Origin of the sequence: Flammeovirga aprica JL-4, assembly GCF_012844305.1 — a bacterium.
In the GTDB taxonomy this organism is placed as follows: domain Bacteria; phylum Bacteroidota; class Bacteroidia; order Cytophagales; family Flammeovirgaceae; genus Flammeovirga; species Flammeovirga aprica.
Genome location: NZ_JABANE010000058.1, coordinates 35,576 through 59,000, shown reverse-complemented (window position 1 = coordinate 59,000; position 23,425 = coordinate 35,576). Strand labels below are relative to the sequence as shown.

Sequence of the window (23,425 nt, the reverse complement as noted above, 5' to 3'; positions counted from 1 at the left end):
AGTGTATTCAGAAGAGGACTTAATAAAGTGAGAGAGATGATTAAAAGTGTTGATTTCAAAGACTTTACAAATATGATTTCTCATTTTAGGATGAACTATCTAAAAATCATCGGGTAGAGTATCTGTTTTATTACTATTAGTACCAAGACAGATGAAAAAGGATAATTTTAGGTTAAGATTTTTATGATAAGCGAGGCAGATTAGCAGAGCATAAATCTATAGGAACAATTTTTAAACTAAAAATATATCAGAATTCACTACTAGCTTGATTCCCCCAATAAGCAACAATACTGCAAATGCTTTTTTCAAAGTGGCTGCTGGTAATTTATGTGCAAGTTTGGCTCCGATACGGGCTGTGAAAAAACTCGCTATGCTTAAACTTATAAATGCATAAATGTGTACAAAACCCAATACGCCATTGGGTAATGCCTCTTTTACATTGGCATCAATAAATTGCCCGAAGACAAGAAACCCAATAACACCTGCCACAGCAATAGGTAAGCCACAGGCGGCCGAAGTACCCACTGCATTCTGAATTTTCAAACCATAATTACTTAAAAATGGAACGGTTAAAGTACCTCCTCCTACACCAAAAATGGCAGAGATCATTCCAATAAGTCCTCCTACGGCCGTTTGCCCAACAGGCGATGGTAGCTTGCTGAAGTCATTTTCTTCTACCGTTTTGTTTTTCATAAACAACATTTTCAACCCGACTAAAAACACCCATATACCAATTATTGCCTGAAGTGGTTTTCCATGAATCATAGAGGCAACGCCTGCACCTATCAACGAGCCAATAATCAATCCTGGAGCCATATGTTTCCATACTTGCCAATTTACCGCATTTTTACTATGGTGTGCACGAAGCGAACCAATAGAAGTCACTATAATAGTAGCTAGAGAAGTACCAATACAAATATGTGTAAGTGCAACTTCAGGTACACCTTGAGCAGTAAAAATGTAGATCAAGATGGGCACAATGACTATTCCGCCACCAATGCCAAACAAGCCTGCAAGTAAGCCAGAGAAAGCACCCGCAATGAGATAGTAGAGATAATATATATCCATAAGTAAAATGAAATTTTTTAATTTGTTTGTTAGTCTAAAAATCTTTGTTTGAGATGATAAAGTTCTGAAAAGGAGCTTTAAAAAACAAAGTGACAATTTTTGAAATTTTGTATAGTACTAGATGGGTTGCTCTTTTCGTGCAATTTCAGTTACTGTACTCAATGCTTAAAACTCCCCAATTGCCACGATTTAAAGCCAAACGCAATTTTTTATACACTCTAAATAATGATTGGAAGGTGTCTTTATTGTAAAACTTCGAATGAAAGATATTAAACAAAATTGAGTAAAAGGTAATCAAAATACAGCTTGAAAGTTAAGTATTTTCAATCAACCCAACCTCTATTGATAATAGTATCATGTTTCTATATAAATTTTTTGTAGTTATTAGTCCAATACTTTTCGATAAAATCACATTTCTCATCATTATATCCATGATCCAAAGGTATTGAATCTATTAGTTGTGATTCCCCATCAACCAATTTATAAATAAATACACCTGTTTTATGATCAACAGTTTCACAACCAATACCATGTATTCTTCCATATGTCAGTACTTGATAATCTTTTATGATAAATAAATCACTCACCCAATTATGATCAGCACATCCAGCTCTCTGATATGAATAATAATATCCAGTTTTTGATACTTGTTTTGGGTCAGGAAATTTTGAAAAATTCTCAACTAAAGTAAACTTGTTGGTTTTAGAATTAAAAAGTGCAACATCCTTTACCATAGGTATGTTTGTCACATAGTTAAAAAGTATATCACTTTCTCCATCATTATTGAAATCTATAAACTCAATTGAATCTACCCATTTATCATGTTTATATATGGTATCCATATTTTCATTTACAACATAAAAGTAACTTTCAGTGGATTGACGATAACCCATATATTTCTTCCCATTAATTTCTGTTGAATCACAACTTAATATTGTATAATCCACTTCTTCTAATTCATCAATTCCGTTACTATGATCTGAAATAATAATTATATCACCTACAGATTTCTCTTTTTGAATTGATTCACCTTTTTTAGAACACGACCAAAGGCTCAAGACAATTATTATATATATATTCTTCAATTTTACATATTGGAGTTTACTGTTCATAGAATCAAGCATCTTAATGCACTTTATAACGCTGATACTTAGTGTATTTTTTAAGGCCCATAATACCTATTGGTATCTCGATAATACCCACTCGTTATCCAACCATTTCTATTGTCGTCTAACTTCTCCCATGTGCCAACGGTCAATGTATCATAATTCATTGTCATGATTAAACTATCTCTAAGGTTCTTATCGAGATTAAGTCGAGGGTTATTGCAAATCAGTTTGTAAGCGGAATATTCAAGTTCCACAGATTTAAGAAAATTAAAACATTCAATGGCTGTATCCTGATATTTAATAGAATCTGACAAAGCCAACTTTGAGTCAAAATCAAGAAGTCCAAGCAAGATAGTATCCTGATTTTTGTAGATCAAATCATGGTCATTTTGATTGTAGAATCTATCAATCTGTGTAAAGATCTCATATGTTGTTATATGAGTATTTTCAAGCTTCCTACGTTTCCAAAACTTTGAATAATAATTACTTCCATTAGTTGTGGTGTCTGAATTGATAAATCCGGTGACAATCTCATGCAATGATTTGTTTTCCCAATCGGTATTGCAACACCAATCGTTATTCCTCTCAAAATACTTTTCTTTAGAGATAAATTTATCTAATCCGACGGTTGAAAATGCATTAAAAGCTATTTTCAAGTTCTCCGGATTTCTTAACCAAGAGTAATCTTTCATTCCAATGGAATCATAGGGGAAGGGCTTTATTCCTCCAAATTTTAATTCAAAAGGTAATTTGTAATAGTAATCTATCAGATGTTCATGTCGAATTGACTCAAAAAAATCATATTGTTTCTCCTTGAAGTTTCCTATATAAATAGGCTTATTTGTTGATTGATATCCTATGCAGGAAACAATACTGATAATTAGTAACCCGAACAATATATTTCTTTTATTTATCATCTCAATGAATAACAATAATTCGTTTAAGTTAAAAACTAACTCTTCCTGTAGGTATGTCAAACGATATACCGAAGTTTTAGGTAATGATTGAATAGATGATAGCCTTTTTAGTATAAATAATACTTCAAAAACATCACTTCTCTACTTTAATAGTACTTCAAATTCCATTCAATTAACCATTATGATTAGGACCTATTTTATCTTCTAAAGAAGGTGGATACCAAAGGCTTAATTCCCATTCTTCATAAGGAGGTTCAACCACATAATCTTTCTCCATATAATGTCTTATATACTGACATGCTCTCTCTTGGGCATATCTTCCGTTTAATACTTCTCCATCTTCATCTAACTCGATAACATTCGCATAAATGGCAAATACTTGTTCAATTACAGAAGGTTCTTCTCCATATAATTCTAAATAATCTAAATGGCAGATATAATAATGTGAACCGCTTGCCATAAAGTAGGCGAATGTTCTTAATGCGCCACTAAAGGCGTTGCTTAATTTCATTTTTTGATTGTTTATTTTTTGGTGATGCATAAATCAGCTTGTAGCACCACTGCTTATTCTACTCTAATTTTACCTAAGGATGTACACAATTCAATGTTTTGTTGTGTACCACTTTTTCTTTTCTCGTTTGAATTAAAATCGGTTGCAATAAAATGAGTACACAAATTAATTGCATAATGATCTCTTGATTTATCATCTTCAAACCCTCCCTTAATTTTCCATTGACTTACTTTCGTTCTGTACTTATCCGGTAAATACCTTGGTTTTTCTCCAATATGGATGACATTTACGTTTTGAGATTCAGACTTTAAAAATTCCATCACCAAAGTATCAACTCCTCGAAAATCACATACTATAAATTCGGCATTTGCTTCCGCTAATCTTTTTATTGATTTAAGATATAACTCTTCAAAATCAGAGTATTTAATATTTCCATTTCCAAAAATGTAGACTTTCATACTGGTTCAGTTTATCAAAAATACTTTACTACTATATACTAATTGTAATTGAATACAGCTCTACTATTAAACCATTCCAATTAATTTTCTTTCCACTTTTTTAATCCGACTGCATCCATCCTAATTTCCCTTATCCAACTATTTTTGAATCTTGATGTTAGGAAATTAAAAATTTCGAAATTATAAGCTTCTGCTATTTTAAGATCAATTCCTGAACACCCTTGTCTAAAATAATTAACTCCGAATGTTTCTTCATACTCAAAATCAGACATGCTTACAGATGGAGCAATACTTCCTTGAAGTAGAATAAATGGTTCTCCTTGGTTGATGTCAAATATTGCAAGTTCTTTTGCTTTCTCAATATTTTGCACTTTTCTCAAGTTGGTAGCTCCACTTTTTTCATACACATTTTCATCTACCAATTTTACTTCCTTTAATTGACCAAACCCTTTTACAGAAAAAAATAGAAGTACTATGAGAACCCAACTTTTCATTTTAAATTTCGTGATAAAGTGATAACAAACCCATAAACGTTTGCTTTAACGATGAGTAAATTTTAATTGAAGCAAAGTTAGTGTATTTCATATTAAAATACTGTCAATGGTACTGGTTATAGTAAACCATTGTATCTTTACAAAAATCGATCGTAATATACTTCCCCTCTAAAGATTTGTATTTTTCCGAATTTGGATAAATTCTGAGTTCATATGTTCCTGGCAGTTTTACAATAGAGTCTCCGATATAAAAATCTTCTTCAAAACGAATATCGTAAGATGAAAAACGCTGTGTTTCACCATTTTCATAAGTTACAATCTGTCTTCGAACTCCATTTTCAAAATCTACTTTCGCTACTTTTCCACTAAACTCCACATTATAACATAAATCTGCGTAAACCATATTTTTCCACAGTTTATGGTTCTGATATTCAGAAACAATTAATAAGATGATCAACGGGGTAAATGCAATAATGCTAAGGATTAATTGCTGTTTTTTTGTCATTTATAGTTTAAGCTAAGTTTAAAAAAATCTTCAATAAAATACATTTAATTAGGCTGATGTTCACACGTATAAATTACCTTACGTTCATTATCGATTTATCTTGAAATTTTGAATCGTCAATGTAAAATATATGGCTTATTCTAGGTTTAGTCTTGAAATACTTTACGGTTGGATAGTATAGCTCTCTATTATTTCCTGAGTTTAAGTTCTCATACTTTAACTTTGATATCTGTTGTGAACGTAAGTATTTCCTCCCATTTATTTCATATTCATATTTCGCAAAATATGTGGTGCCTGGTAAGAAAAAACTGCCTTCATCTTTTATTGTTTTTATTATTTTAGCTTGTGCCTCTTTGTATAAAGAGTCTATTGATTGAGGTACTATTGGTTGTGAATAATCAACTACCCTTTCAGAAAAATCTTCTGGATTATATTTCACTACATAAAATTCTTTTTTAGAAATATGATCATCACTCTCGCTTTTATGAGCAAAGGATAACTTTATATATTCTCCATCTACGATACTTTCACAAGATAAACTTATTCCATTTTTTACAACTCTTCCAATTGTTTCAAGCCCATTTTCTTTTATTTCTATTTTGGTAATACGTTCATTACGTAAGCCAAAAAGAAAAGCGAAGAATATTATTGTTGGAATTCCTATGAATAATATTTCAAAAGTATATGATTTCTTTTTCTCTTCACCGATCTCTGTCATATTCATGAAATTTTAGACGTTTGCATTCTGACAGTAAATATAGCTCCCCAAAGACTTAATCACTTAAATCAAAGGACTAAAATACATTAGTGCATTTTCTAATAAAAGATAGAGTTTCCTTTACTCTAAAAATGAACGGATATATGAAACTTACTTAGATTGCTTTTTTTAATTTACTCTTACCCTTATAAACGTTCACTATCCACCCCAATTCATATGGACTAATGCTATACTTTGAGATATTAATCGTTTCAGCATCACCATTAAGTAATGTCACATTCAAATATGATTGAAAATTTCTACCATTTCCTTTTTCGCCAATTTTCAGTTCATAGATATCATCCCAAGCTATTAGGTGTGTATTATGAACTTGCAGCTCTTTGGTTGTCATTTTCATATAACTTTTTTTCCTTTTTATCACCAAATAAATAATGATAATCAAGTTTAGAAAAGAGAAGATACCAAAGTAGATTTCTTGATAAATGAGTAATGGTATCAACAGGAATGAAAAGAAAATAGTAGCGAAAATTAGAGGAGATTTCCTCGCATATATAATCAAGTTATCAGAAACAGATGGATCTTCAAAAGCTAATTTATTTTTAACCTGATTATACTTTTTTAAAAATTCTTTTTGTTCCTTTTTCAATGTATCATGATACATTATATCTAATGAATCTCCCTTAGTGTATAAGTGCTTCTTATAAAAAAGAAAAGGCTCTTGTTGTTGTTGAAGTACTTTCCAAAAATACCGTTTCCTTAATTCTTTTTTTAGAAAATAAATAAAAATTAAAGAAGCCGATATAAACATTAAAACAAAACTCATATTCTCTGTATTCTCAAAAATAATTAGCGTGAAAATAAAAGCAGTAATGCAACTGACAAATAAAGGTGTATTGACCTTTCTTTTTAATACTTTTTCTCCTTTTTTAATATTCATGGTTTGATGAGGTGAATGACCAATAACTTCTAACTCCGTTGCTATTTTTTGAGGCATTCTATCTTTTAAGCTTTGTTTTCTGTTTTAAATTACTCCAAATTATTTCATTATTCCTCAAAGTGAACCTTGGCAAGAGGTTGAAAATAGAAGGAACATCAAAACTGGTTTTTCTTTTTGCCTTTTAAGCCAATTCACTTTATTTAATTTCGTTCAATTCTGTAAATCCTTATAAATTTTCATTCAACTAGGGGCATGAAAACTTCTACCGTCTTTTTCAACTAATGCTTATTTTTGGATTCTGAAGACTTAACTGATCCTTAATTATTGTAGAGTGTTTTTGTATTTTTTATTCTACAAGTTCTATTAACTCTTCAAGTCCATTTGTTCCGACTTTTTTGAGTTTAACAATGTTCCGATTTTTATCGTAAGTCAACATAACTTTTCTATCCATTACCTCTTGTAGTTCGAATTTAAGTTTCAGTCCGTTTCCTTCAGAAATATTTTTTTGTCTCAAGTAGTAAATTTGCTGTTCAACGATATCATTATTTTTATTGTAAAACAATTTGTAACCCCAAGGGAATTGAGAGCAAAACGTACAACCAGAATATTTATACTCAATTAAGTTTCCGTTCGGATCATACTTAAACGTTTCTGACCAATTTTCAGATAATTCTTTTGGCCTGTCTTCAAATTTCCATTCGGTTATCTCTTGGTTTTTAAGCTTTTCATTGGTCAACTTATTTGGCAAACCATAAAATTGAGCAAAATGCTTTTTGAAAAAATAAACATTGATTTCTGAATTTGGATTTGCAATCATTTTCGTTTTTGTTAAATGACTCTTTCCATCCAGATAGTTAGTCGAAACCTTAAATTTCAAACCTTCAGGTTGCTTACAACTATATTGTAATGCCAATATTATTATCAAAAATGATTTTATGCCGTTTCTCAATGTTTTTTTGTATTACGTCGTAGATTAAAGCCTTATCGTCTACTCAAATTAATAATTATAAATGTAATCAATTTAGGTAAACTATCTTCCCATATAAATACCACACAAAGTAATGACTAAAACTACGGCCGACAAACGTGTCGATCAGTGGATGGAGGATAGCAATTTTTTTAGGCATTTTTATTTCTTCCACTTTTGACTTTCTCTTAATTCAAATAGTAATTGATAAACTCTATCAAGTCCAAATGTTCCTATTAAACCATAGTCTCGAATTGATTTCACCTTTCCATTGTCGTAAGTAATTTCCAATGTTGATGTTTGGTCATCTGTCCAATTAACTGCGTAATTGTCTTGTAAATTTTCAAAATCAATGTAGTTAAGTAAGTTCACAATGTCGTTATATTTATCTTCTTTTAGAACAGAATTGAAACTACCTTTTACTTCTTTATTGTTTATTTCGTTATACATTTCTGCTTTCCAAATTGCAGATTTGTCAGAATTAATCGTTATTCTAAAAACAGGACAACTTCCATAACAACTTGTAGTTGAATATTCAATTTTTTCAATTTTGTGGTTTGCAGGTGTTTGATTCTCTTCAATGAAGTCTCCAAACTTATATACCAATGTGATTTGTTTCAATTCTCGTGGTTCATTCCACTTTCCTTGTTCGATATCACTCCAATAATAGTATTTAACCTTTCCGTTATCAACTACAGGGAAAGTGCAATCTTGAAAAACCCGTCTTGTTATTGGTTTGATTTCATATTTTCCGCCTTTGTCTAAGATGCAAATAACAGAATAGTCATACCAATTTCCGATAACCATAATATCTGTTAATCCGTTGTTGTCAAAGTCTACTTTCTTCCAAGATTGTACTTTCAAACTGTCACTCAGGTTTTGACATTTTTTGTCACTAAACTCCAATTTATCATTTACCTCAAATTCTTTGTATCTGTCGTCAATCTTTGAAATCAGCTCTGTAAGCTGTTGTGCATTCTGAATGCTGTCAATGAAATTCGTCTTTTGCGAAACACTATTATTTGTTTGCCCTTTACAAGGTTGAAAGAGTGTCAAAAAAATAGTTATTTGAAAAATTACTTTCGTCATAATTGTTTGTTTATTGTGTTGTTTGCTTAAATCGCCTACAACGGAAATGCTAAACTACGAGCGAGAGTGCGTCACCCTATACTTGGAGTTTTAGCTATCGTTGTAAGAGTTTTTTTACTCTTTAAATTCGTTTATCACTTTGTCTAACATTTCATATAAACTCTGAAATTCATAATCTTTAGAATAACTTATTTCACTCGAAGTACCTATACAAAATTTGTTATCAATCCATCTTAGTGTATCTGAATCACGCTGTCCAAGCCATAATGATTTTTCTTCTTCCCAAAAATCAAAAATGCATTCACTTAAGCAATCATGAAAATCTATGTCGAGACAAGGAATTCCATTACTTACTCTATAAAAATTTCCCAGCTCACTTATAACTTTTACAGGAATATTATATTTTATTAATGTTGCTTTAAATGTTTCTAATTCAAGGTCATTAGCTGGAATCAGATTGTATCCGAAATCATCGAACAAAGGTTTTACTAAAGCCCTGAAGTCATTTATCTTCTGCATTTATAATACGTATTATTTTTTTGTTCATATATTCCACAAATTGAATTCTCTTTAATACCAATTTTTCTAATCAAATATATTTCTCTATGCTTAGAAAGTTATAAGTAATGGATAAACTACAAAAAGCGGGTGTGTCTACCGATGAATGGAGATTACTAGTGTTTTAAGACGTAATTTATTTAGAGTAGTTGACTTTAATGTACTCCTCTATTTTACTTCTAACATAAAAATCTTCATAATTTTTAATATTCAAAATATCATCTACTACCTTTTGCTTATCAAATTCATTTTGTTCATAATATGATTTACAAATTAAATAACTAGTCCAATACCCTGCATTTCTAGGCCTTGTTTCACTTTGTCTTACCCATGAATTCCAAGAACTCCAAGTACTTTTATCATCCTTATGAATTTTGAAATCATTCCAAATTTCTTTTTCTTTCCCAATAAAAGATGAATAATTTCCATCGGTTTCTCCACAAATTAATTCAGCAATAAATTCAGCAGATCCTTCACGCATGCTACTTACTAAAATTGTATTTCCCTTTTTCATATGATTCTGATTAAAATGAATTAATTCATGAATTACAGTCACAGGAATATGCTTTCTTAACATGCTTATTCTTAAAATATCTTTATTCCAATTTTTTGTATTTGACTCTGGTGTCCTACAAAGAATCTCAGTTCCTATTATTATTCCATTTTTGGATACTGTTCCGTTTGAGCTAAATTTTCCAATTACAAAATAAATATCTGGAAAAGTAGCATTAGGATATATTGCTTTGAAATCTAAAAAATAGGTTCTTATCTTTTCTTCGAGATCATCCAGGTTGGTAAGGTCTGATTTTATAGATAAATAAAATTCTTGGTGTTTAAGAACGAACTTCGTGAATTTATCTACACTTTTAATTTTTGTTTTATAAAAATCTTTCAGGCCCTTTGAACCTTTATCAAAATAGAATTCTTTAAAAATTTTTGTCGCATTTAGAGTATCTTTCAATGCTTCGTCAAATGCTAGATAAAAGTTTTGAATATCATTTACATGGATCTTAGATAAGTTGGGATCTTTTGATTTTTTTGAAAATGAATTCAGAGAAAAAAATGAAAAAAGTAATGCTAAAAATAATAGTTTTTTTGATGTTTGCATTAAAGTATAGTTTTATGGTTTAGTAGAGTAGAACCTGATAGCTCTCTCAATATTATAACTATAAATGTAATCATTTTGAGAAAACTATCAGAACTCCCTCATCAAACCGTACGTGAAGTTTTCACTCCAACGGCTTACCGATAGAATTCTTCATTGAGCTTTCATAAGTGGGTATGTTTTTAAAAGTTGAACAATGCTAAATTATTTGGCCAATTTTCTATTGTAAATCCGCTAAATATTATGTTCATTTTACTTTACCGTTAAAACTATTGTAATGTTCTTGATACTAATTACTTCATCTGATATATCATTAATTCGTTCACTCCTTAATTTCAATGTATCAGTACCTTGATAGTTTTTAAGAGATTGGTATCTATGATAAATGTTGAAGCCTGTAGAATCTGAAAATAACCTGCTTAATATGTGATGTTTTGTGGAATCTGTGATTGCAACCGCTCCTAAAAAGTTGTCAATTGATGTATCATACTCAATAACTTCTCCTTGGTTGACATCTATATAAATAGTTTCATGACTTTCAATTGGTAGAGAAGGTATATCATCACATGATTGGCCTATAATTGCTAGTAATAAAAGTATAATTAATGATTTTATTCTCATATCTCTTTATTGATTACGTAAATGCTAAACTGTGTTTAAATGCCGTTTTAGTATGTATTATGCTCCTACATTTATTTTGTTGTGACAATAAATTCAATATTGTTTTTGGAAGTGTAGTCCTTGATAAAATTTTCAATTTGATTTTTATCCTTTTCATTTTCAAAATTAAAAGCAAAAAGTAAAGAATAATTTTTTGGATTTTCAGCAGCTAATGGATCCAATATGAGTTTCCCAGAACTCATAGAACGTATAATGAATATCTCGCCTTTGGAATATGAGTAACTAATATAAAAAGTAGTTGAAGTCATCCCATTTGCTTTAACAACTGTAGGTTCGAAGTTTGGGTCCGTATTTTTCAAATGATCAAATAATTCCGTTGCCGTTCCTAAAAGTATTGTGTTCATATAGTTTTCGACTTCTAAATTGCTTGCTGATTGGAAAACACCATTCTTAAACACCTTGTAGCTTAATCTTTGACCTACAGAAACTTCCTGAGTAATAATGTATTCATCTGAGAACCTTTTAGGGATCTTATTTATATGCTTCTTCTTGATTTGACCATAGACAATGTCTGGAAATAGGAAAAAACCTATCAAAAACAAAATGGTGAATACGAATCTATTGTTTGACATTTTTAATTGAAGGAGTATAGTAGAGCCTGATAGCACACTCAAATTAATAATTACAAAAGTAATCAATTTCAGTAAACTATCGGTCCCCCTTCATCAAACCGTACTACGTGAAGTTTTCCCTCATATGGCTTACCGATAGATTTCTTCAACTAACTTTCGAAAGTGTTTTCAAGTGGGCATACTTTTCCAAGTCTAACAGACATTTGCTTTTGAAGCAATTGAAATGTTGATAATACAAAGTAGGCTCTTTTAGAGAAAAATGAAGTGGTATTTAAAAAAGGACTCAACGAAAAAAGACTTCCCGAGTAATCGAAAAGTCTTTCCCTATTTCTATACAAATGAGTGTATGAAAACTTTCACCGCCTTTGTTCAACTAGGGCTTAATTTTTAGGTGTGAAGACCAAACGAAGCCCTAATTACTGTGCCTCTTTTATTTTTTCAAGTGAGTAGCAGTTTTTTCTTTTTTTATATGCGTTGATTCGTTTCTCATCATTATAACCCTGCTTTTCTAATTCGATTGCTTTTTTATAGTCTTTATTAGCTGCACAAGCACAAGCATAAGTATCTTTGTAATCTGGATTTGAAGGGTTGATAGAATCAGTCTCAGTCGCTAAACTTAAGGCCATCTTAGCATATTCTTTATTGCGAAATTCTTTTTCAGTTAAGTACATCCAAGCAAGCTCATTCCTAGCTGAAGCAGAATATGGTCTAAGTTGAATTGATTTAATCAATTGCTTTTCAGCTTGAGCTAATTCTGAGTTTTCAATTGAGTATCTGGCAACATTTTCTAGATGATATCCAATAACTTCATCATTATTCATATTTTCCAAGTAATGATTTAGACTGGCTTCCATATCAAGGAATTCTTCACTTACAGTTGGGGACATACCATTTTTATAATCATCATTTGAAAATGTATTGGCCACATTATTATCCCAGTTAACGTATTCATTCGAATTAAGCTGGAACCTAAGAAAATTATGACCAGGAACTTCAACTAAATAAATTGGCAAATCATTTACCTCTGCCACTGCCAAATAAAGATAAGCTCCTAAATCGCAATCGATTCTGTAGTAACTGTTAGAATTTGAAGATTGAAAATGATTTAATCTTTTTTCCGTCATACAAATTGCACCACCATCAAAAATGGTAAAATAATAGTAGGTCTGATTACCAACTCTTCTGTCTTTCTGTTTGTAAAATTTAAGTGATTCTTTAGGTATTATTGTTTTCAATAATGCTTGATTTAGTCTTTCAATTCTAATAAAAGTTATGAAATCTAGTTCTATTAGAGTCTCGTCTATTGCCTCAAAAATTTTAATAGCCGTCTTCTCATCAATCAATGAATCGTTATTCAAAATTGCCGTAATTTTTATTGAGCTAATTTTTATTACTGAATCAATAATGGAGTACATGTTTTTATAGTCAATATTTTGATGTTCAAACGCTTTTTCCTCTAATTCAAGAAGCTGGTGTGCGATTGAATGTTTTTTAAAAACTAAGTCTTGAGCATGTATTGTTGTTAAGTTCGCAAGAAGCATTAACAAAATTATCTTTTTCATCTTTGTTTTGTATTTAAGGTGTTATTTTTTATACACTTTACCACAGTATTGTATTTATCAATAAAAGTATCATAATTTGAACGATCAGTTAATAGAAGCTTTATATGTTCAGTAGTCATTGGATTGTATGTTCTTTTACCTCTTACCCCCTCAATACTTCTTGCAAATAGTGGGATATTTAATGTGATAAGTTTATAGAAGTCATCAGAAAATAAATCATTCAAACCAACTAATATTTCAAGCGGAATATATTCTTTGTAAATACTAATTATTTGATAAGAATTGTTTCTAGTTTCTAGATAAGTTTTCTCCATTAATTGCCACATTTGATAATTTTGATATTTTAATCCTACATTTTCTGGATAGAATGTAAGATGTAAAGTATCAAGACATTCATTTTGAACTATACATGAGTCAATGAAAACATTAATACTCTTAGCGTTTCTATTTAAGTTAAACTCATTAAAGAGAATATCAGGTCTGTTAGAAGTGTCTGCAGCATCCGCTAAGATATATAAAGTGAAAATTAATTCATATAACTCTGAGTTAATCTCATTTAAAGCTATTGACTGGAGTTGCTGTGTAGATATTGCTTTCCTGTTTTTTTCTTTTATTTGAATACCAGCAAGGATTATTGCTATTATTGCTATTACTACTGCTATTCTACCAGTAACTGTGAGCTTTGATAATCCTTCTTTCTTGCTATCCCAAGTATTTCCAATTATCCCAATCAGAGTTGCAATGAATGTAGAAAGAATAGTAATTACATCAATTATCATTATTGAGTACTTTATTGGCTAAAACATTTAATAAACACCACCATGTCACATTATATTTTATTAATACACCATAGCGTTTATCCATTAATTAATTAGTTTTCTCCCTGTAAATTAAATAGTTAATTTAAATATTCAAGCTCTAGCTTTAATTATTCTAATAAATCTTACAAAAAAAACGTTACGGCATTAAAAAATGTGTTTATCCGCAGGTTTAACAGTACTGATACTGATTACTTACTAAAAACAGAAACCCCACATGCTCTTCCGAACATGTGGGGTACTTTATTTACAAGTTAGGGATTTTTTAGAGTTTGATTTTCTTAAACCACTGTCCTTCTTGGTTTATAATTCTGATAATAAGGAAAGTATTTGGTAGGTACTGAATTGACTTTTGTGTGCCGTTCATTGTTCCTTGGTAAACTACTTTTCCTTGAATATCGTTGATCACTACTGTGCAGTTTGAAAGGAATTTTTCTGATGTGATGTTCAGTGTGTTATTTCCTAATTTTTGTAATGTGATCCCTGAGAAAATATCAGGTACTACTGCTGTAGGTGTTTCTACTTTCATTACTAAGAAGGTGAAAGTTTCTGATGAAATTCCATCTTCTGCGGTTACGGTGATGATGGCTGGTGCGCCTAGTCTTTCTGCTTGTAATATATTGACAGTGCCTCTATCATCTTCTAATGTTACTTCTAGTTTTGGAACGGAGGTATAGCCTTCTAGTATATAATCTGTTGAATCATTTTTGAAGGCATCAAACAGTTCTCCGTCAATGGTCAGGGAAGCGATATTAGTGTTTGTTGAGGGTAGGCGGACCGTTAGGTTGACTGTGTATACTGCCGCTGGAACGTATGGGTCTTCGGCTTGTACTGAGATAACGGTTTTGCCATAGACAGAAGAAGCGGTTTCGATTTCCATAGTAGCCTTTTCATCATTTACTTGTGCTGAGAATACGGGTACTTCTGTGGTGCCTAATTCCAATACTACATCGTACTCGAATACCTCGGGGTCGAAATTCTCTAGGTTTACACCGTCTAAAGCAATCCACTGCAAGCTTGCGTCTTCAGATTGTTTTGGCAGAATCTCAAAGGAGAAATTGATCACTGTTTTATGAATACCGTCTTGAGCGATGATTTCAATTTTAGTTATATCATCCAATGTCGGTGCGTGAGTGATGTTTAAAGTGGCTAGGTCTGATGACTTTTCTACTTCGATGGTTGGGATGTCTACCGTACCAAAACGAAGTCCAATAGTATAACCTTCTTTTCCTTCTTCGTAGTCTTCAAACGTTAAGCCGTTGACTGTAATGCTTTTGAATGAAGCATCTGTAGAAGGGGCATCGATAATGAATTTTACGGTGTAAGTTCTAGCCTCACCACTCTGAGCGGTGACGATAATTGTTGCTTCTCCTGGTAACTCCTGTGCTTGGTTAATGATCATCGTTGATGATTCATCTTCAGTGTCAGCGGTTACATGAGGAATAGCTACAGTACCAAAAGGTAAGTTTACGGTATAATCTAGTAATTCTTTGTCAAAGTTTTCGTTCAAACCGTCAACTGTCAATTCACTCAGAAAGTTGATATTCGATGGAGTGGACCAAGCAAATTTTAAAGTATATTCTTCTTTTGTTACTCCATCCTGTGCTGTAATTTCAATTTTTGCATCACCTGGCAATTCAGTTGGAGGGGTAATGACCACTGTTGAATGCTCATCTGTTTTGTCTGCTTCCACTTTTGGTATAGCCGAAGTGCCATAAGGGTAAGTGAAAGTGTACTCCTTTTGAGCTGGATCGAAATTTCCTAATGGGTAACCATTGACTGTTATCCCATTTATTGCAGTCACAGTTGATGGATCTCCTTCTTTATAAGTCACCTCATAAGTAGCGGTTGTTGTTGCATCAGGGGCAGTGACAGTGATTGTTGTCGTTTCTGTCGGAAGTGTAGCCTGATCAATAGAAATTACAGCGTCTTTGTGAGTAGCGATAGCTTCAATTTCTGGTATTTGAGTTTCACCATAAGGAATTGGCACTTCAAATGCTAGCATATCAGAAGTGAAATCTTTCATCAGTTTGCCTCCAGCATAAAGTGCTACTAATGATGCATCTGTTGGAACCACTACTTCTGGCCCTTCAAAGTTAGTTACATAATAGAATGCCTCATCTACAGCACCTGCACCTCCACCTTGAGGAATATCTTCACCAAATGTAAGTTCATATTGATTATACGTTGCGTCAGCTACTTTAAGGGTAGATACACCGTCATTGAATTCTACGCCAGTGAAATCAAATTCATATTCCACCCATTGATCCATTGTAGTGACATTGATTCTCTTCGTAATGAAATGCTTAGAATCATTGCCCTCCATTTGACCAAACAACCTTAACTGAATTACATTCTGCTCTAATGCCGGGTCTGTTGAAACTTGATATACTTTAAACTTGAACTTTAAATTTCTATTGCCATAAATCACACCGTTGCTTGCTGTAATATCATATGCAGTGATACCTCTGTGTGCATTCAATCTTGTAACTTTTGTGACTTTAGGATCTGTCACTTCATCTGTCAAATAAGGATTGTCTACCACTTCAAAAGTATTGTTCCTATCCTGTACCGTAAAGTGAGGGTTTTCTGTTCCATCATAGTAGTAAGTGACTCCCATTTTGTATTCGGGAAGTTCTACTTCTTCTTGTGGAAGCTCTAAAACAATATCAGCAAATGAGGCTAATGTTAAGCCATCTTCATCATTAATAGTTCCTTGTGTGTCATCATAAGATACTGTTACTGTTTTTGAGAAATCTAAAGGTGTTTCTAAGGCTAAAACAATTTGCTTTTCTGTGTTAGAAACCGTTGAGATAACTTGATCTACACCATCGCTCTTCACTGTAAAACCTGTTGTTTCTACTGTTTGAAGGGCACCGAAGGAATGAATATCTACGTAAATTGTATTAGCTTCTTCATTTGTGGCAATTGTACTTACAATCTGATCGGCAATAATTTTTGGACCTCTAAGATTATTTACATAACCCGTAACACCCGTTCCCTTGTATTCTACATCAGCAGGAGCAACATAAAGCTGTACATTCCTGATGGCCTCTAATGTTTCTGCAGTTTGATCCGAAAGATCAAAAGTATAAGTGTTCCACTTTCCATAGCATGTTACCGATTGGTTGGCAACTCTGAACTCGTTGATGTATTCACCATTTTCATCATATCTTTTAAAGCCAAGTGTAATATCTTTATTTTGATCTATTTCACCAATATCTTCCAAATACACATCAATTGAAAAAGTTTTTGTTGCTGTAAAATCAAATGAATATGACTTTGGTAAATCCCATTCAATATTAGCCCAGTGTGTTTCATTCCTTACAAACTTTCCTGCTTTCACTGATGCGTTTACAGGGTCTTGAGCATTTTTGTCCAAAGACATATTCACAGGGTTGACATTCGTAAATAAAGACTGCTCTCCAAAACTGTACAATAATTCAGCACCTGAAATATAAGTGGAGTTATTGATTACTTCCTTTCCTTCAAAACTGTTTAATGCAAGTCCATTTACATCTGAAATTGTACCGCTCACATAACTGTAGGTCACATTTTCACCGTATGCTACTGGAGCAGTAAGGTATAAATCGATGCTAGTACCGTTGATTAATGTTTGACTTACGGACAACTCTGTCCCTGCCTCATTGAACACCTTAAATAAAGGATTAAAAAACTGATCAATGGCTTCGTGACCATTAAAATCAATTGTTACGATTTTACCATCTGCAGAAGTTTTAGCAGTAGTAGAAATATAATCCTGAATTACTTTAGGTCCTTTTACCTCATTAATTAAAAATTGTACTTTATCTGCTTCCTGGTTTTGAGTATCAGGGATAAGATAGAAAATCACTTGGTTGAATTGTGCTGATGGATCTACTGCTGAAAAGTCGAAAGTATAATCCACCCACTCGTCAAATTTTTCAATTGTTGTAGTGGCCGTTACTTGAGTGGCTTCATCACCATCTTTACGCAAAGCACACATTAATGTCGTTGCCTCCAATGTTTCATCAGGTATTCTCACCAACATATTTAATGTAACCTCCTGAGATGATGATAAGTCGATCGTACCGTCTAGTGCTATCCCTAAAGTGGCGTTTACCTGATCGTTTCTTGTAAATTGATATAGATTATGACAAAGTGTTCCCTTAGGATCTCCTGCCCCGTCATATAAACCTCCACCCGTAATTGCGGTCAGAGATCCTATGCTTTTATTTGAAGTCTGCAGATACGGGTACTGGGCTTGTGCCTGTACTTGTATCCCCATTATTACACAGAGTGTAAAGCTGAGTATTTTGATATAAGTAAAAAAATCTTTCATCTTTTGTGTCTTTTTACGTTTTCTAAAAAATAGATTTTAAAACTTGAACAGGAACTGATTCCCTTTTCTAGTTTAAAGTATGTTTACAGTACTCTTGATGAGGTGTAACTCATACTTGATATTCGTTTTGAATAGAAATTAACGGTTTGAGGAAAAATGGTCCTTGTTGTGGTTTGTGAGGACGTTGCAATACAACGGTATCCATCAAAAAGGACATTCTTCATTCACAAATTTCTTTTTCTTGGCCCCATAAAATCCTTTATATAAAGTTTAGTTCCTTTTTTAGTGGAAGAGGACGGATCAAAAGCCAAACAAATTGAATTGAAGTTTCTGGTTTGAGGTTCTTCATCTTTAAAATCAAAACTCACCTCCACCCACTCATTGAAAGTGGTGATAAAGACTTTTTTCTTCAATTGTTTTTTCAGTTTTTGATTTACCCTAAGGCATAATTCTACCTTTATATTTTCAACTTCTTCTGGAGGCTGAGGGACAAAAACTTTCACTTTAAAAACCTTCTCCTTTGTAATATCCAACTCATTTTTCATGTTGAACATCAAGGCTCCCCAGTAATCTTCTTTCAATTCTACCTTCATTGCCATATCCTCCACATTTCCAGGAACTGTTACTCCTTTTTGAAAGGAAGACCTGTAGCCATGGAAGTTATCTAAGACATGTTTATGAGTGAAATTAAGATCAGAATAGAGTTCAAAATCAATCGGCACATTATTTTTTACCAACTTGTGCTTGAACGGTTTCAAAACCTTTCCATCTGTATCTTCCAAGCGGTCTTTATCAAAAGAAAGTCTTATATCGTCATTCGGATGAATGGGTTTATCCATGTTAAGTATCACCTGACGATCATACGTCTCCAGTTTTCTGATTGACAATTCTTTATAACCATTTTTAATCACCTTGAAAGCAGTCTTTTTCAGTTTATTTTTTAAATCTCCTGATGACAGGATATCCATCTGAATGACTTTACCACTTTCATCAGTTGAGAGGTAAGTGAGGATTTCGTCAGCCACCACAGCAGGGGCCTTTACATCAGTCACATACATTGTCATACCATTGGCTTCTTTATTATGGCTATCTGGTTGAAGAATAATGATGACCGATTTGTAATCGACACCTTCTACAGGATTGATTTCTATGCTATATTCTTCCCATTGATCAAATGATTTTACTGGAATCTTCTTTAAAACTTGCAGTTGCCCATCTTCTCCCTTCTTCCTTACCCCTGCCAGAATTGTATAGGCTTCAAGTTTTTTGGCTGGCTTTGGATTGTAGGCTGAAAAAGTTATGACGTTAGAAGTTGAGAAGTCTAGCTTTAAATCCATATCAAAAATAAACCCACCATAAGGTGATGTATTTCGCTGTATAAAAAGCACCTCTTCTTTTCCATTGAAAGAAGTTAGTTCTTCCATTTTGCCACCCCAAGCTTTAGGTTCTTCTACAATTCCTTTTTCACCAAATACTTGAATTTGGCCATAAGATGTACCACTCATCATCACGATGACTAAGCTGATCAGTAAAAAATGCAGTTGTAATTTCATCTTGTCTAAAAAATTTAAACCCATATTTTGAGGTAAGAGGAATGAGGTATGAGGTAAGCATAATGGTTCTTGGACCGCCTTACCTCATCCCTCTTCATTCTTCCTTTATTATTAATCTCTTAAATGAGGGCCTTTTAATCCTTCTATCAGGTATTGGATGCCTATGGCTTCTTCGAAAAAGCCGTGAGCAAATACAAATTCTATGACTTGAAGATCAACGCCTTCAAGATCTTGATCGTCGAAATTGAAAGTGTATTCAGTCCATTCGTCAAAGGTCACCTCTGTAACAGGCTGTTGTTTAAAGAACCTTTTGGACTTATCTGCTGAATAAAGCGATAAACTCATATCGTATTGTTCTAATTCAACATCTTGCTTTGGTATCTTCACCCATATTTTAAACTCTACTGAATAATCAGTATTAATAGGTTTTGTGGTACGGATATCTATCAATGACCATCCATCACGAGTTTTTGTTACTTGATATAATTTGGTGGTATTGCCTAAATGATCTTGACCATCTATTGGTACTAAGTCAATATCTCTTGTTGAGTAAGTGATATTTGGTATTACATCATCTGGATCTGGTGTGAAGTAGTAGAAAATTGTATTTACTGCTACTGTTACAGCATCGGTAAAACCGCCGTCTTCAGAAACAAAAGTAATCGTTGCTTCTCCGTCTCCTGTGGCAGTGGTCAATCCATTTTCATCAACTGTAACGACCGACTCATCTGATGAAGTCCATGTTCCTTTCTTGTTGAAGGTGTCTTCAGGAGTGAAAATCGTTTCTATCTGTACTGTTTGACCTGCAAACTGCAATGGTTTTGTAAGCGGATTGTGAAGCTTCACCCCTTCTGCAAGTACTGGCTCAATCACTTTTACCTTCACAGCTTTTGATAAAAATCTATCATTGGAAACGTAAACAAAAGCTTCGCCTACACCTTTACCCACCACTTTTCCATTTTCAGGATTTACTGTTAATACAGTGGTATCCGATACGAAGTAATTGAATAAAGTATCATTAGAGTTTTCTGGTAAGAACGTAAAGTCTAATTCGAATTCCTCTGTTCTTGATTTTAATAATTCAGTCTCTGCAAAAATGATTTCCTCAATTGCTACTACAGGCATCACATTTACACGGATTGAAGCAGTGATCACCTCTCTGTCATCTGTTCTGATCACTTCAGCAAAAATGTTAGTTACGCCTACTACTTTCGGCCTCACCACGCCATTTTTATCCACACTTGCTTTGTCTAAATCATCAGGACGATATTGGATCAAACCAAGATCACTTACGTTGTAAGGAGTTGTAAGCGCTTCTACCTTTACTTCACGCCCTACAACTGCATCAACGATGGGTGTATCAAATCGTATAAAATCAATAGTGGCACTATCTTCACCTACCACCACATAAGATGTATCTGAAAGGTTAGTCACTGTAGAAGTAGCTATTACTTTACCCCAACCTTTTTTGACACCGGTTACAAAACCTGTTTTCTCATCTACAACCACAGCCCCACTTGGGGAGTCTACTGACCAAACAACTTCAGTTGCTTCTTCAAAATCAGGTTTGTTGTACGCTACAAATTGTAATTTCTCATTGATCTCAAAAGAAGTGGGTGTTTCCCATGGGCTGACACTGATGCCGTTTACTTCTCTGATTTCCTCCACTTTCTCCTCCTGACAAGCTACCATAAAGAGGAGTAATACAATGCTTATTATATTTAGTTTTTTCATTATTCCTTCTTCGTTTTTAGTAACCATAGTTTTGTTTCCAGTTCGGGTGAAGGGCCATTTCTGGTCTTGGAATAGGCCATATAGCTTCATGCTGAGGGTAAGGCAAACAGATATAGTTGACTAGAATATTATCTTTTCCACTATTACTTTTCCACTCTGGATTGTCACTCGATGAATAATAAAGATCTCTTGAATCTGATAGTATTTTCAAACGATCAGTACGAACCAGGTCAAATTTTCTTTTGCCTTCCCCATGTAATTCCACTCTTCTTTCCTGCCAGATTCTCTCACGAAATTCATCTTTTGTCATTGAAGCTGGCAAGTCTTCCAATCCTGCTCTGTTTCTCAATTGATTAATTTCATCAATTGCTCGTGCTGTAGGACCGTTGACCTCGTTTGACGCTTCTGCATAAATCAACTTTGCATCTGCAATTCTATACAACACAATATTGATATTACCGTCTGCACGCTGGAAGCCTGTTTCTCCTCTGTAGATCACCGGATCCAACAGTTTATGGTATAATGGAATACTATAACAGGTATCTCCTTCAGCATCGGCTGATTTTACGAGCATTCCGAATTCTTTTCTTAAATCTCCTTCTTCAAAAGCTCTGAATAAATCTGGAGTCGGTAAATAATAACCTGATGCAGAGCCGTGAAATTGCTTTACATTTACACCCCAAAATTGGCTTCCTCCACCCATCATTGCTTCTTGTACTACCATCAGACCTTCTCCTTGTCCTCCAATACCAAATCCTGAAAGGTTGCCAAACTCAATCAAAGACTCTTTTGAGAAAGACTGTCTCCATGGTTGCCCATAAGGATTAGGATATTCTGCAGATGGAGTGGTACAAAGTTCAAATCCACCTTGGTTGTTGATAGCACTGTCTGCCATGCTCATTGCCAATGGGTAATACTTTGAGTCTCCTGATAAAGGTACTCCTTGAGATGAATATCTTTTGCCTGCTAATGTGAGGTAAACATCGGCTAATAATACATAAGCAGAAGCTTTAGTAAATCTTCCTTTGAAAGAAGACGAATGGAAATGATACAAGTGAGGAATGGCCTCTTCCAGATCTCTAATAATAACTTCATTATAAATGTCCATTACATCAGATCGCTCAATGGAACCTAAGTTACTCAGCTTGTTCATTGGTACCGTTACCAAAGGAAGATCTCCAAACATTCTTACTAAATGATAGTAATATAATGCTCTCAATACCTTCACTTCTGCAATGACTGCTTCTTGTTGGCTTTTTGTAATTCTACTGTTAAAAATAACGTCCTTTGTATCATCCGAAATAGTCTGATCGTCCTCATCCCAGTCAATCACATTATCTTTATCATCTATAGACGGCATTTGCTGAATCACATCTAATGCATTATTACAATCTGCCACGCCTTTCCATAATGGCGCCCAAATTCCTGAATAATAAAACTGTTCATCAGGGTTGGCATTATGCAATAAATACGTATCCATTGGTGGAGAAAGGAACGTCTGTGCAGACTGATCATCTGTACCTGTTTCCCACATCATAAACCATCTGCCATAAAGGTTGCCTCCACTCACCCAATTTTCATAAGGAGCAGATGCTAGCATAATGGCACCTTGGTAGGTAGTAGGAATATCATCTTTAGTGATGTATCCCCTTGGGTCTTCCTCTAAAAAACTTTCACAGCCTACTAATCCTAGCGTGATTAACCCTAGAACTAAGCTTTTGATATATTGTAAAGTATCTTTTCTCATG

At 33.3% G+C, this 23,425-nt stretch carries 21 protein-coding genes; all 21 read right to left on the bottom strand.

What is annotated here, in order from left to right; all coding sequences use genetic code 11:
- Nucleotides 1–231: 231 nt before the first annotated feature.
- Nucleotides 232–1,068, bottom strand: a complete 837-nt coding sequence (locus HHU12_RS19830) for a sulfite exporter TauE/SafE family protein (protein WP_169658479.1) — start codon at nt 1,066–1,068, stop codon at nt 232–234.
- Between the two features lie 362 nt (nt 1,069–1,430).
- Complete coding sequence (locus HHU12_RS19825; RefSeq protein WP_169658478.1) at nt 1,431–2,180, bottom strand: hypothetical protein; 750 nt, start codon at nt 2,178–2,180, stop codon at nt 1,431–1,433.
- Between the two features lie 50 nt (nt 2,181–2,230).
- The gene (locus tag HHU12_RS19820) at nt 2,231–3,073 is read right to left on the bottom strand and encodes a hypothetical protein (protein WP_205959935.1); all 843 of its coding nucleotides are present in this window, start codon (nt 3,071–3,073) and stop codon (nt 2,231–2,233) included.
- Between the two features lie 193 nt (nt 3,074–3,266).
- Entirely contained in the window at nt 3,267–3,605 is a 339-nt protein-coding gene (locus tag HHU12_RS19815) for a DUF7677 family protein (protein ID WP_169658476.1), read from the bottom strand.
- Nucleotides 3,606–3,658: 53 nt separating this feature from the next.
- Complete coding sequence (locus tag HHU12_RS19810; RefSeq protein ID WP_169658475.1) at nt 3,659–4,063, bottom strand: hypothetical protein; 405 nt, start codon at nt 4,061–4,063, stop codon at nt 3,659–3,661.
- A gap of 80 nt (nt 4,064–4,143) precedes the next feature.
- On the bottom strand, nt 4,144–4,557 hold the full coding sequence (locus HHU12_RS19805; protein WP_169658474.1) for an FEKKY domain-containing protein: 414 nt from the start codon (nt 4,555–4,557) through the stop codon (nt 4,144–4,146).
- Between the two features lie 103 nt (nt 4,558–4,660).
- A complete protein-coding gene (locus HHU12_RS19800) occupies nt 4,661–5,062 on the bottom strand; it encodes a hypothetical protein (RefSeq protein ID WP_169658473.1) in 402 nt (133 codons plus the stop codon).
- A gap of 73 nt (nt 5,063–5,135) precedes the next feature.
- Nucleotides 5,136–5,780, bottom strand: coding sequence for a hypothetical protein (locus HHU12_RS19795; protein ID WP_169658472.1), 645 nt, complete (start codon nt 5,778–5,780; stop codon nt 5,136–5,138).
- A gap of 154 nt (nt 5,781–5,934) precedes the next feature.
- On the bottom strand, nt 5,935–6,717 hold the full coding sequence (locus tag HHU12_RS19790) for a hypothetical protein (RefSeq protein WP_169658471.1): 783 nt from the start codon (nt 6,715–6,717) through the stop codon (nt 5,935–5,937).
- Between the two features lie 346 nt (nt 6,718–7,063).
- Nucleotides 7,064–7,666 carry a hypothetical protein gene (locus HHU12_RS19785; RefSeq protein ID WP_169658470.1) on the bottom strand — a complete coding sequence of 201 codons (603 nt, stop codon included), beginning with the start codon at nt 7,664–7,666 and terminating at the stop codon, nt 7,064–7,066.
- A gap of 180 nt (nt 7,667–7,846) precedes the next feature.
- Nucleotides 7,847–8,740 (bottom strand): DUF6438 domain-containing protein, encoded by an 894-nt coding sequence (locus HHU12_RS19780; protein WP_169658469.1) that lies wholly within the window; start codon nt 8,738–8,740, stop codon nt 7,847–7,849.
- Between the two features lie 147 nt (nt 8,741–8,887).
- Nucleotides 8,888–9,292, bottom strand: a complete 405-nt coding sequence (locus tag HHU12_RS19775) for a hypothetical protein (protein ID WP_169658468.1) — start codon at nt 9,290–9,292, stop codon at nt 8,888–8,890.
- Between the two features lie 175 nt (nt 9,293–9,467).
- Nucleotides 9,468–10,439, bottom strand: a complete 972-nt coding sequence (locus tag HHU12_RS19770; protein WP_169658467.1) for a gliding motility protein GldB-related protein — start codon at nt 10,437–10,439, stop codon at nt 9,468–9,470.
- A gap of 249 nt (nt 10,440–10,688) precedes the next feature.
- Nucleotides 10,689–11,057: a hypothetical protein gene (locus tag HHU12_RS19765; RefSeq protein ID WP_169658466.1), complete on the bottom strand. Its 369-nt coding sequence runs from the start codon at nt 11,055–11,057 to the stop codon at nt 10,689–10,691.
- Between the two features lie 71 nt (nt 11,058–11,128).
- Nucleotides 11,129–11,689, bottom strand: a complete 561-nt coding sequence (locus HHU12_RS19760) for a hypothetical protein (RefSeq protein ID WP_169658465.1) — start codon at nt 11,687–11,689, stop codon at nt 11,129–11,131.
- A gap of 416 nt (nt 11,690–12,105) precedes the next feature.
- The gene (locus HHU12_RS19755; RefSeq protein WP_169658464.1) at nt 12,106–13,251 is read right to left on the bottom strand and encodes a hypothetical protein; all 1,146 of its coding nucleotides are present in this window, start codon (nt 13,249–13,251) and stop codon (nt 12,106–12,108) included.
- Nucleotides 13,248–14,030 carry a hypothetical protein gene (locus HHU12_RS19750; protein ID WP_169658463.1) on the bottom strand — a complete coding sequence of 261 codons (783 nt, stop codon included), beginning with the start codon at nt 14,028–14,030 and terminating at the stop codon, nt 13,248–13,250. Before HHU12_RS19750 ends, HHU12_RS19755 begins: the two co-directional genes overlap by 4 nt.
- A 304-nt stretch (nt 14,031–14,334) precedes the next feature.
- On the bottom strand, nt 14,335–18,390 hold the full coding sequence (locus tag HHU12_RS19745; RefSeq protein WP_169658462.1) for a SwmB domain-containing protein: 4,056 nt from the start codon (nt 18,388–18,390) through the stop codon (nt 14,335–14,337).
- A gap of 224 nt (nt 18,391–18,614) precedes the next feature.
- Nucleotides 18,615–19,943 (bottom strand): hypothetical protein, encoded by a 1,329-nt coding sequence (locus HHU12_RS19740; protein WP_169658461.1) that lies wholly within the window; start codon nt 19,941–19,943, stop codon nt 18,615–18,617.
- Between the two features lie 111 nt (nt 19,944–20,054).
- Entirely contained in the window at nt 20,055–21,677 is a 1,623-nt protein-coding gene (locus HHU12_RS19735; RefSeq protein ID WP_169658460.1) for an Ig-like domain-containing protein, read from the bottom strand.
- 16 nt (nt 21,678–21,693) lie between these two features.
- Nucleotides 21,694–23,424 carry a RagB/SusD family nutrient uptake outer membrane protein gene (locus HHU12_RS19730; RefSeq protein WP_169658459.1) on the bottom strand — a complete coding sequence of 577 codons (1,731 nt, stop codon included), beginning with the start codon at nt 23,422–23,424 and terminating at the stop codon, nt 21,694–21,696.
- Nucleotide 23,425: the final 1 nt, after the last annotated feature.

What these genes read in the sequence shown, in the direction of transcription:
- HHU12_RS19745 (WP_169658462.1), bottom strand. Translation starts at nt 18,390, where the DNA reads ATGAAAGATTTTTTTACTTATATCAAAATACTCAGCTTTACACTCTGT.
- HHU12_RS19810 (WP_169658475.1), bottom strand. Translation starts at nt 4,063, where the DNA reads ATGAAAGTCTACATTTTTGGAAATGGAAATATTAAATACTCTGATTTT.
- HHU12_RS19830 (WP_169658479.1), bottom strand. Translation starts at nt 1,068, where the DNA reads ATGGATATATATTATCTCTACTATCTCATTGCGGGTGCTTTCTCTGGC.
- HHU12_RS19790 (WP_169658471.1), bottom strand. Translation starts at nt 6,717, where the DNA reads ATGAATATTAAAAAAGGAGAAAAAGTATTAAAAAGAAAGGTCAATACA.
- HHU12_RS19750 (WP_169658463.1), bottom strand. Translation starts at nt 14,030, where the DNA reads ATGATAATTGATGTAATTACTATTCTTTCTACATTCATTGCAACTCTG.
- HHU12_RS19825 (WP_169658478.1), bottom strand. Translation starts at nt 2,180, where the DNA reads ATGAACAGTAAACTCCAATATGTAAAATTGAAGAATATATATATAATA.
- HHU12_RS19730 (WP_169658459.1), bottom strand. Translation starts at nt 23,424, where the DNA reads ATGAGAAAAGATACTTTACAATATATCAAAAGCTTAGTTCTAGGGTTA.
- HHU12_RS19815 (WP_169658476.1), bottom strand. Translation starts at nt 3,605, where the DNA reads ATGAAATTAAGCAACGCCTTTAGTGGCGCATTAAGAACATTCGCCTAC.
- HHU12_RS19805 (WP_169658474.1), bottom strand. Translation starts at nt 4,557, where the DNA reads ATGAAAAGTTGGGTTCTCATAGTACTTCTATTTTTTTCTGTAAAAGGG.
- HHU12_RS19800 (WP_169658473.1), bottom strand. Translation starts at nt 5,062, where the DNA reads ATGACAAAAAAACAGCAATTAATCCTTAGCATTATTGCATTTACCCCG.
- HHU12_RS19765 (WP_169658466.1), bottom strand. Translation starts at nt 11,057, where the DNA reads ATGAGAATAAAATCATTAATTATACTTTTATTACTAGCAATTATAGGC.
- HHU12_RS19740 (WP_169658461.1), bottom strand. Translation starts at nt 19,943, where the DNA reads ATGAAATTACAACTGCATTTTTTACTGATCAGCTTAGTCATCGTGATG.
- HHU12_RS19760 (WP_169658465.1), bottom strand. Translation starts at nt 11,689, where the DNA reads ATGTCAAACAATAGATTCGTATTCACCATTTTGTTTTTGATAGGTTTT.
- HHU12_RS19735 (WP_169658460.1), bottom strand. Translation starts at nt 21,677, where the DNA reads ATGAAAAAACTAAATATAATAAGCATTGTATTACTCCTCTTTATGGTA.
- HHU12_RS19795 (WP_169658472.1), bottom strand. Translation starts at nt 5,780, where the DNA reads ATGACAGAGATCGGTGAAGAGAAAAAGAAATCATATACTTTTGAAATA.
- HHU12_RS19775 (WP_169658468.1), bottom strand. Translation starts at nt 9,292, where the DNA reads ATGCAGAAGATAAATGACTTCAGGGCTTTAGTAAAACCTTTGTTCGAT.
- HHU12_RS19770 (WP_169658467.1), bottom strand. Translation starts at nt 10,439, where the DNA reads ATGCAAACATCAAAAAAACTATTATTTTTAGCATTACTTTTTTCATTT.
- HHU12_RS19755 (WP_169658464.1), bottom strand. Translation starts at nt 13,251, where the DNA reads ATGAAAAAGATAATTTTGTTAATGCTTCTTGCGAACTTAACAACAATA.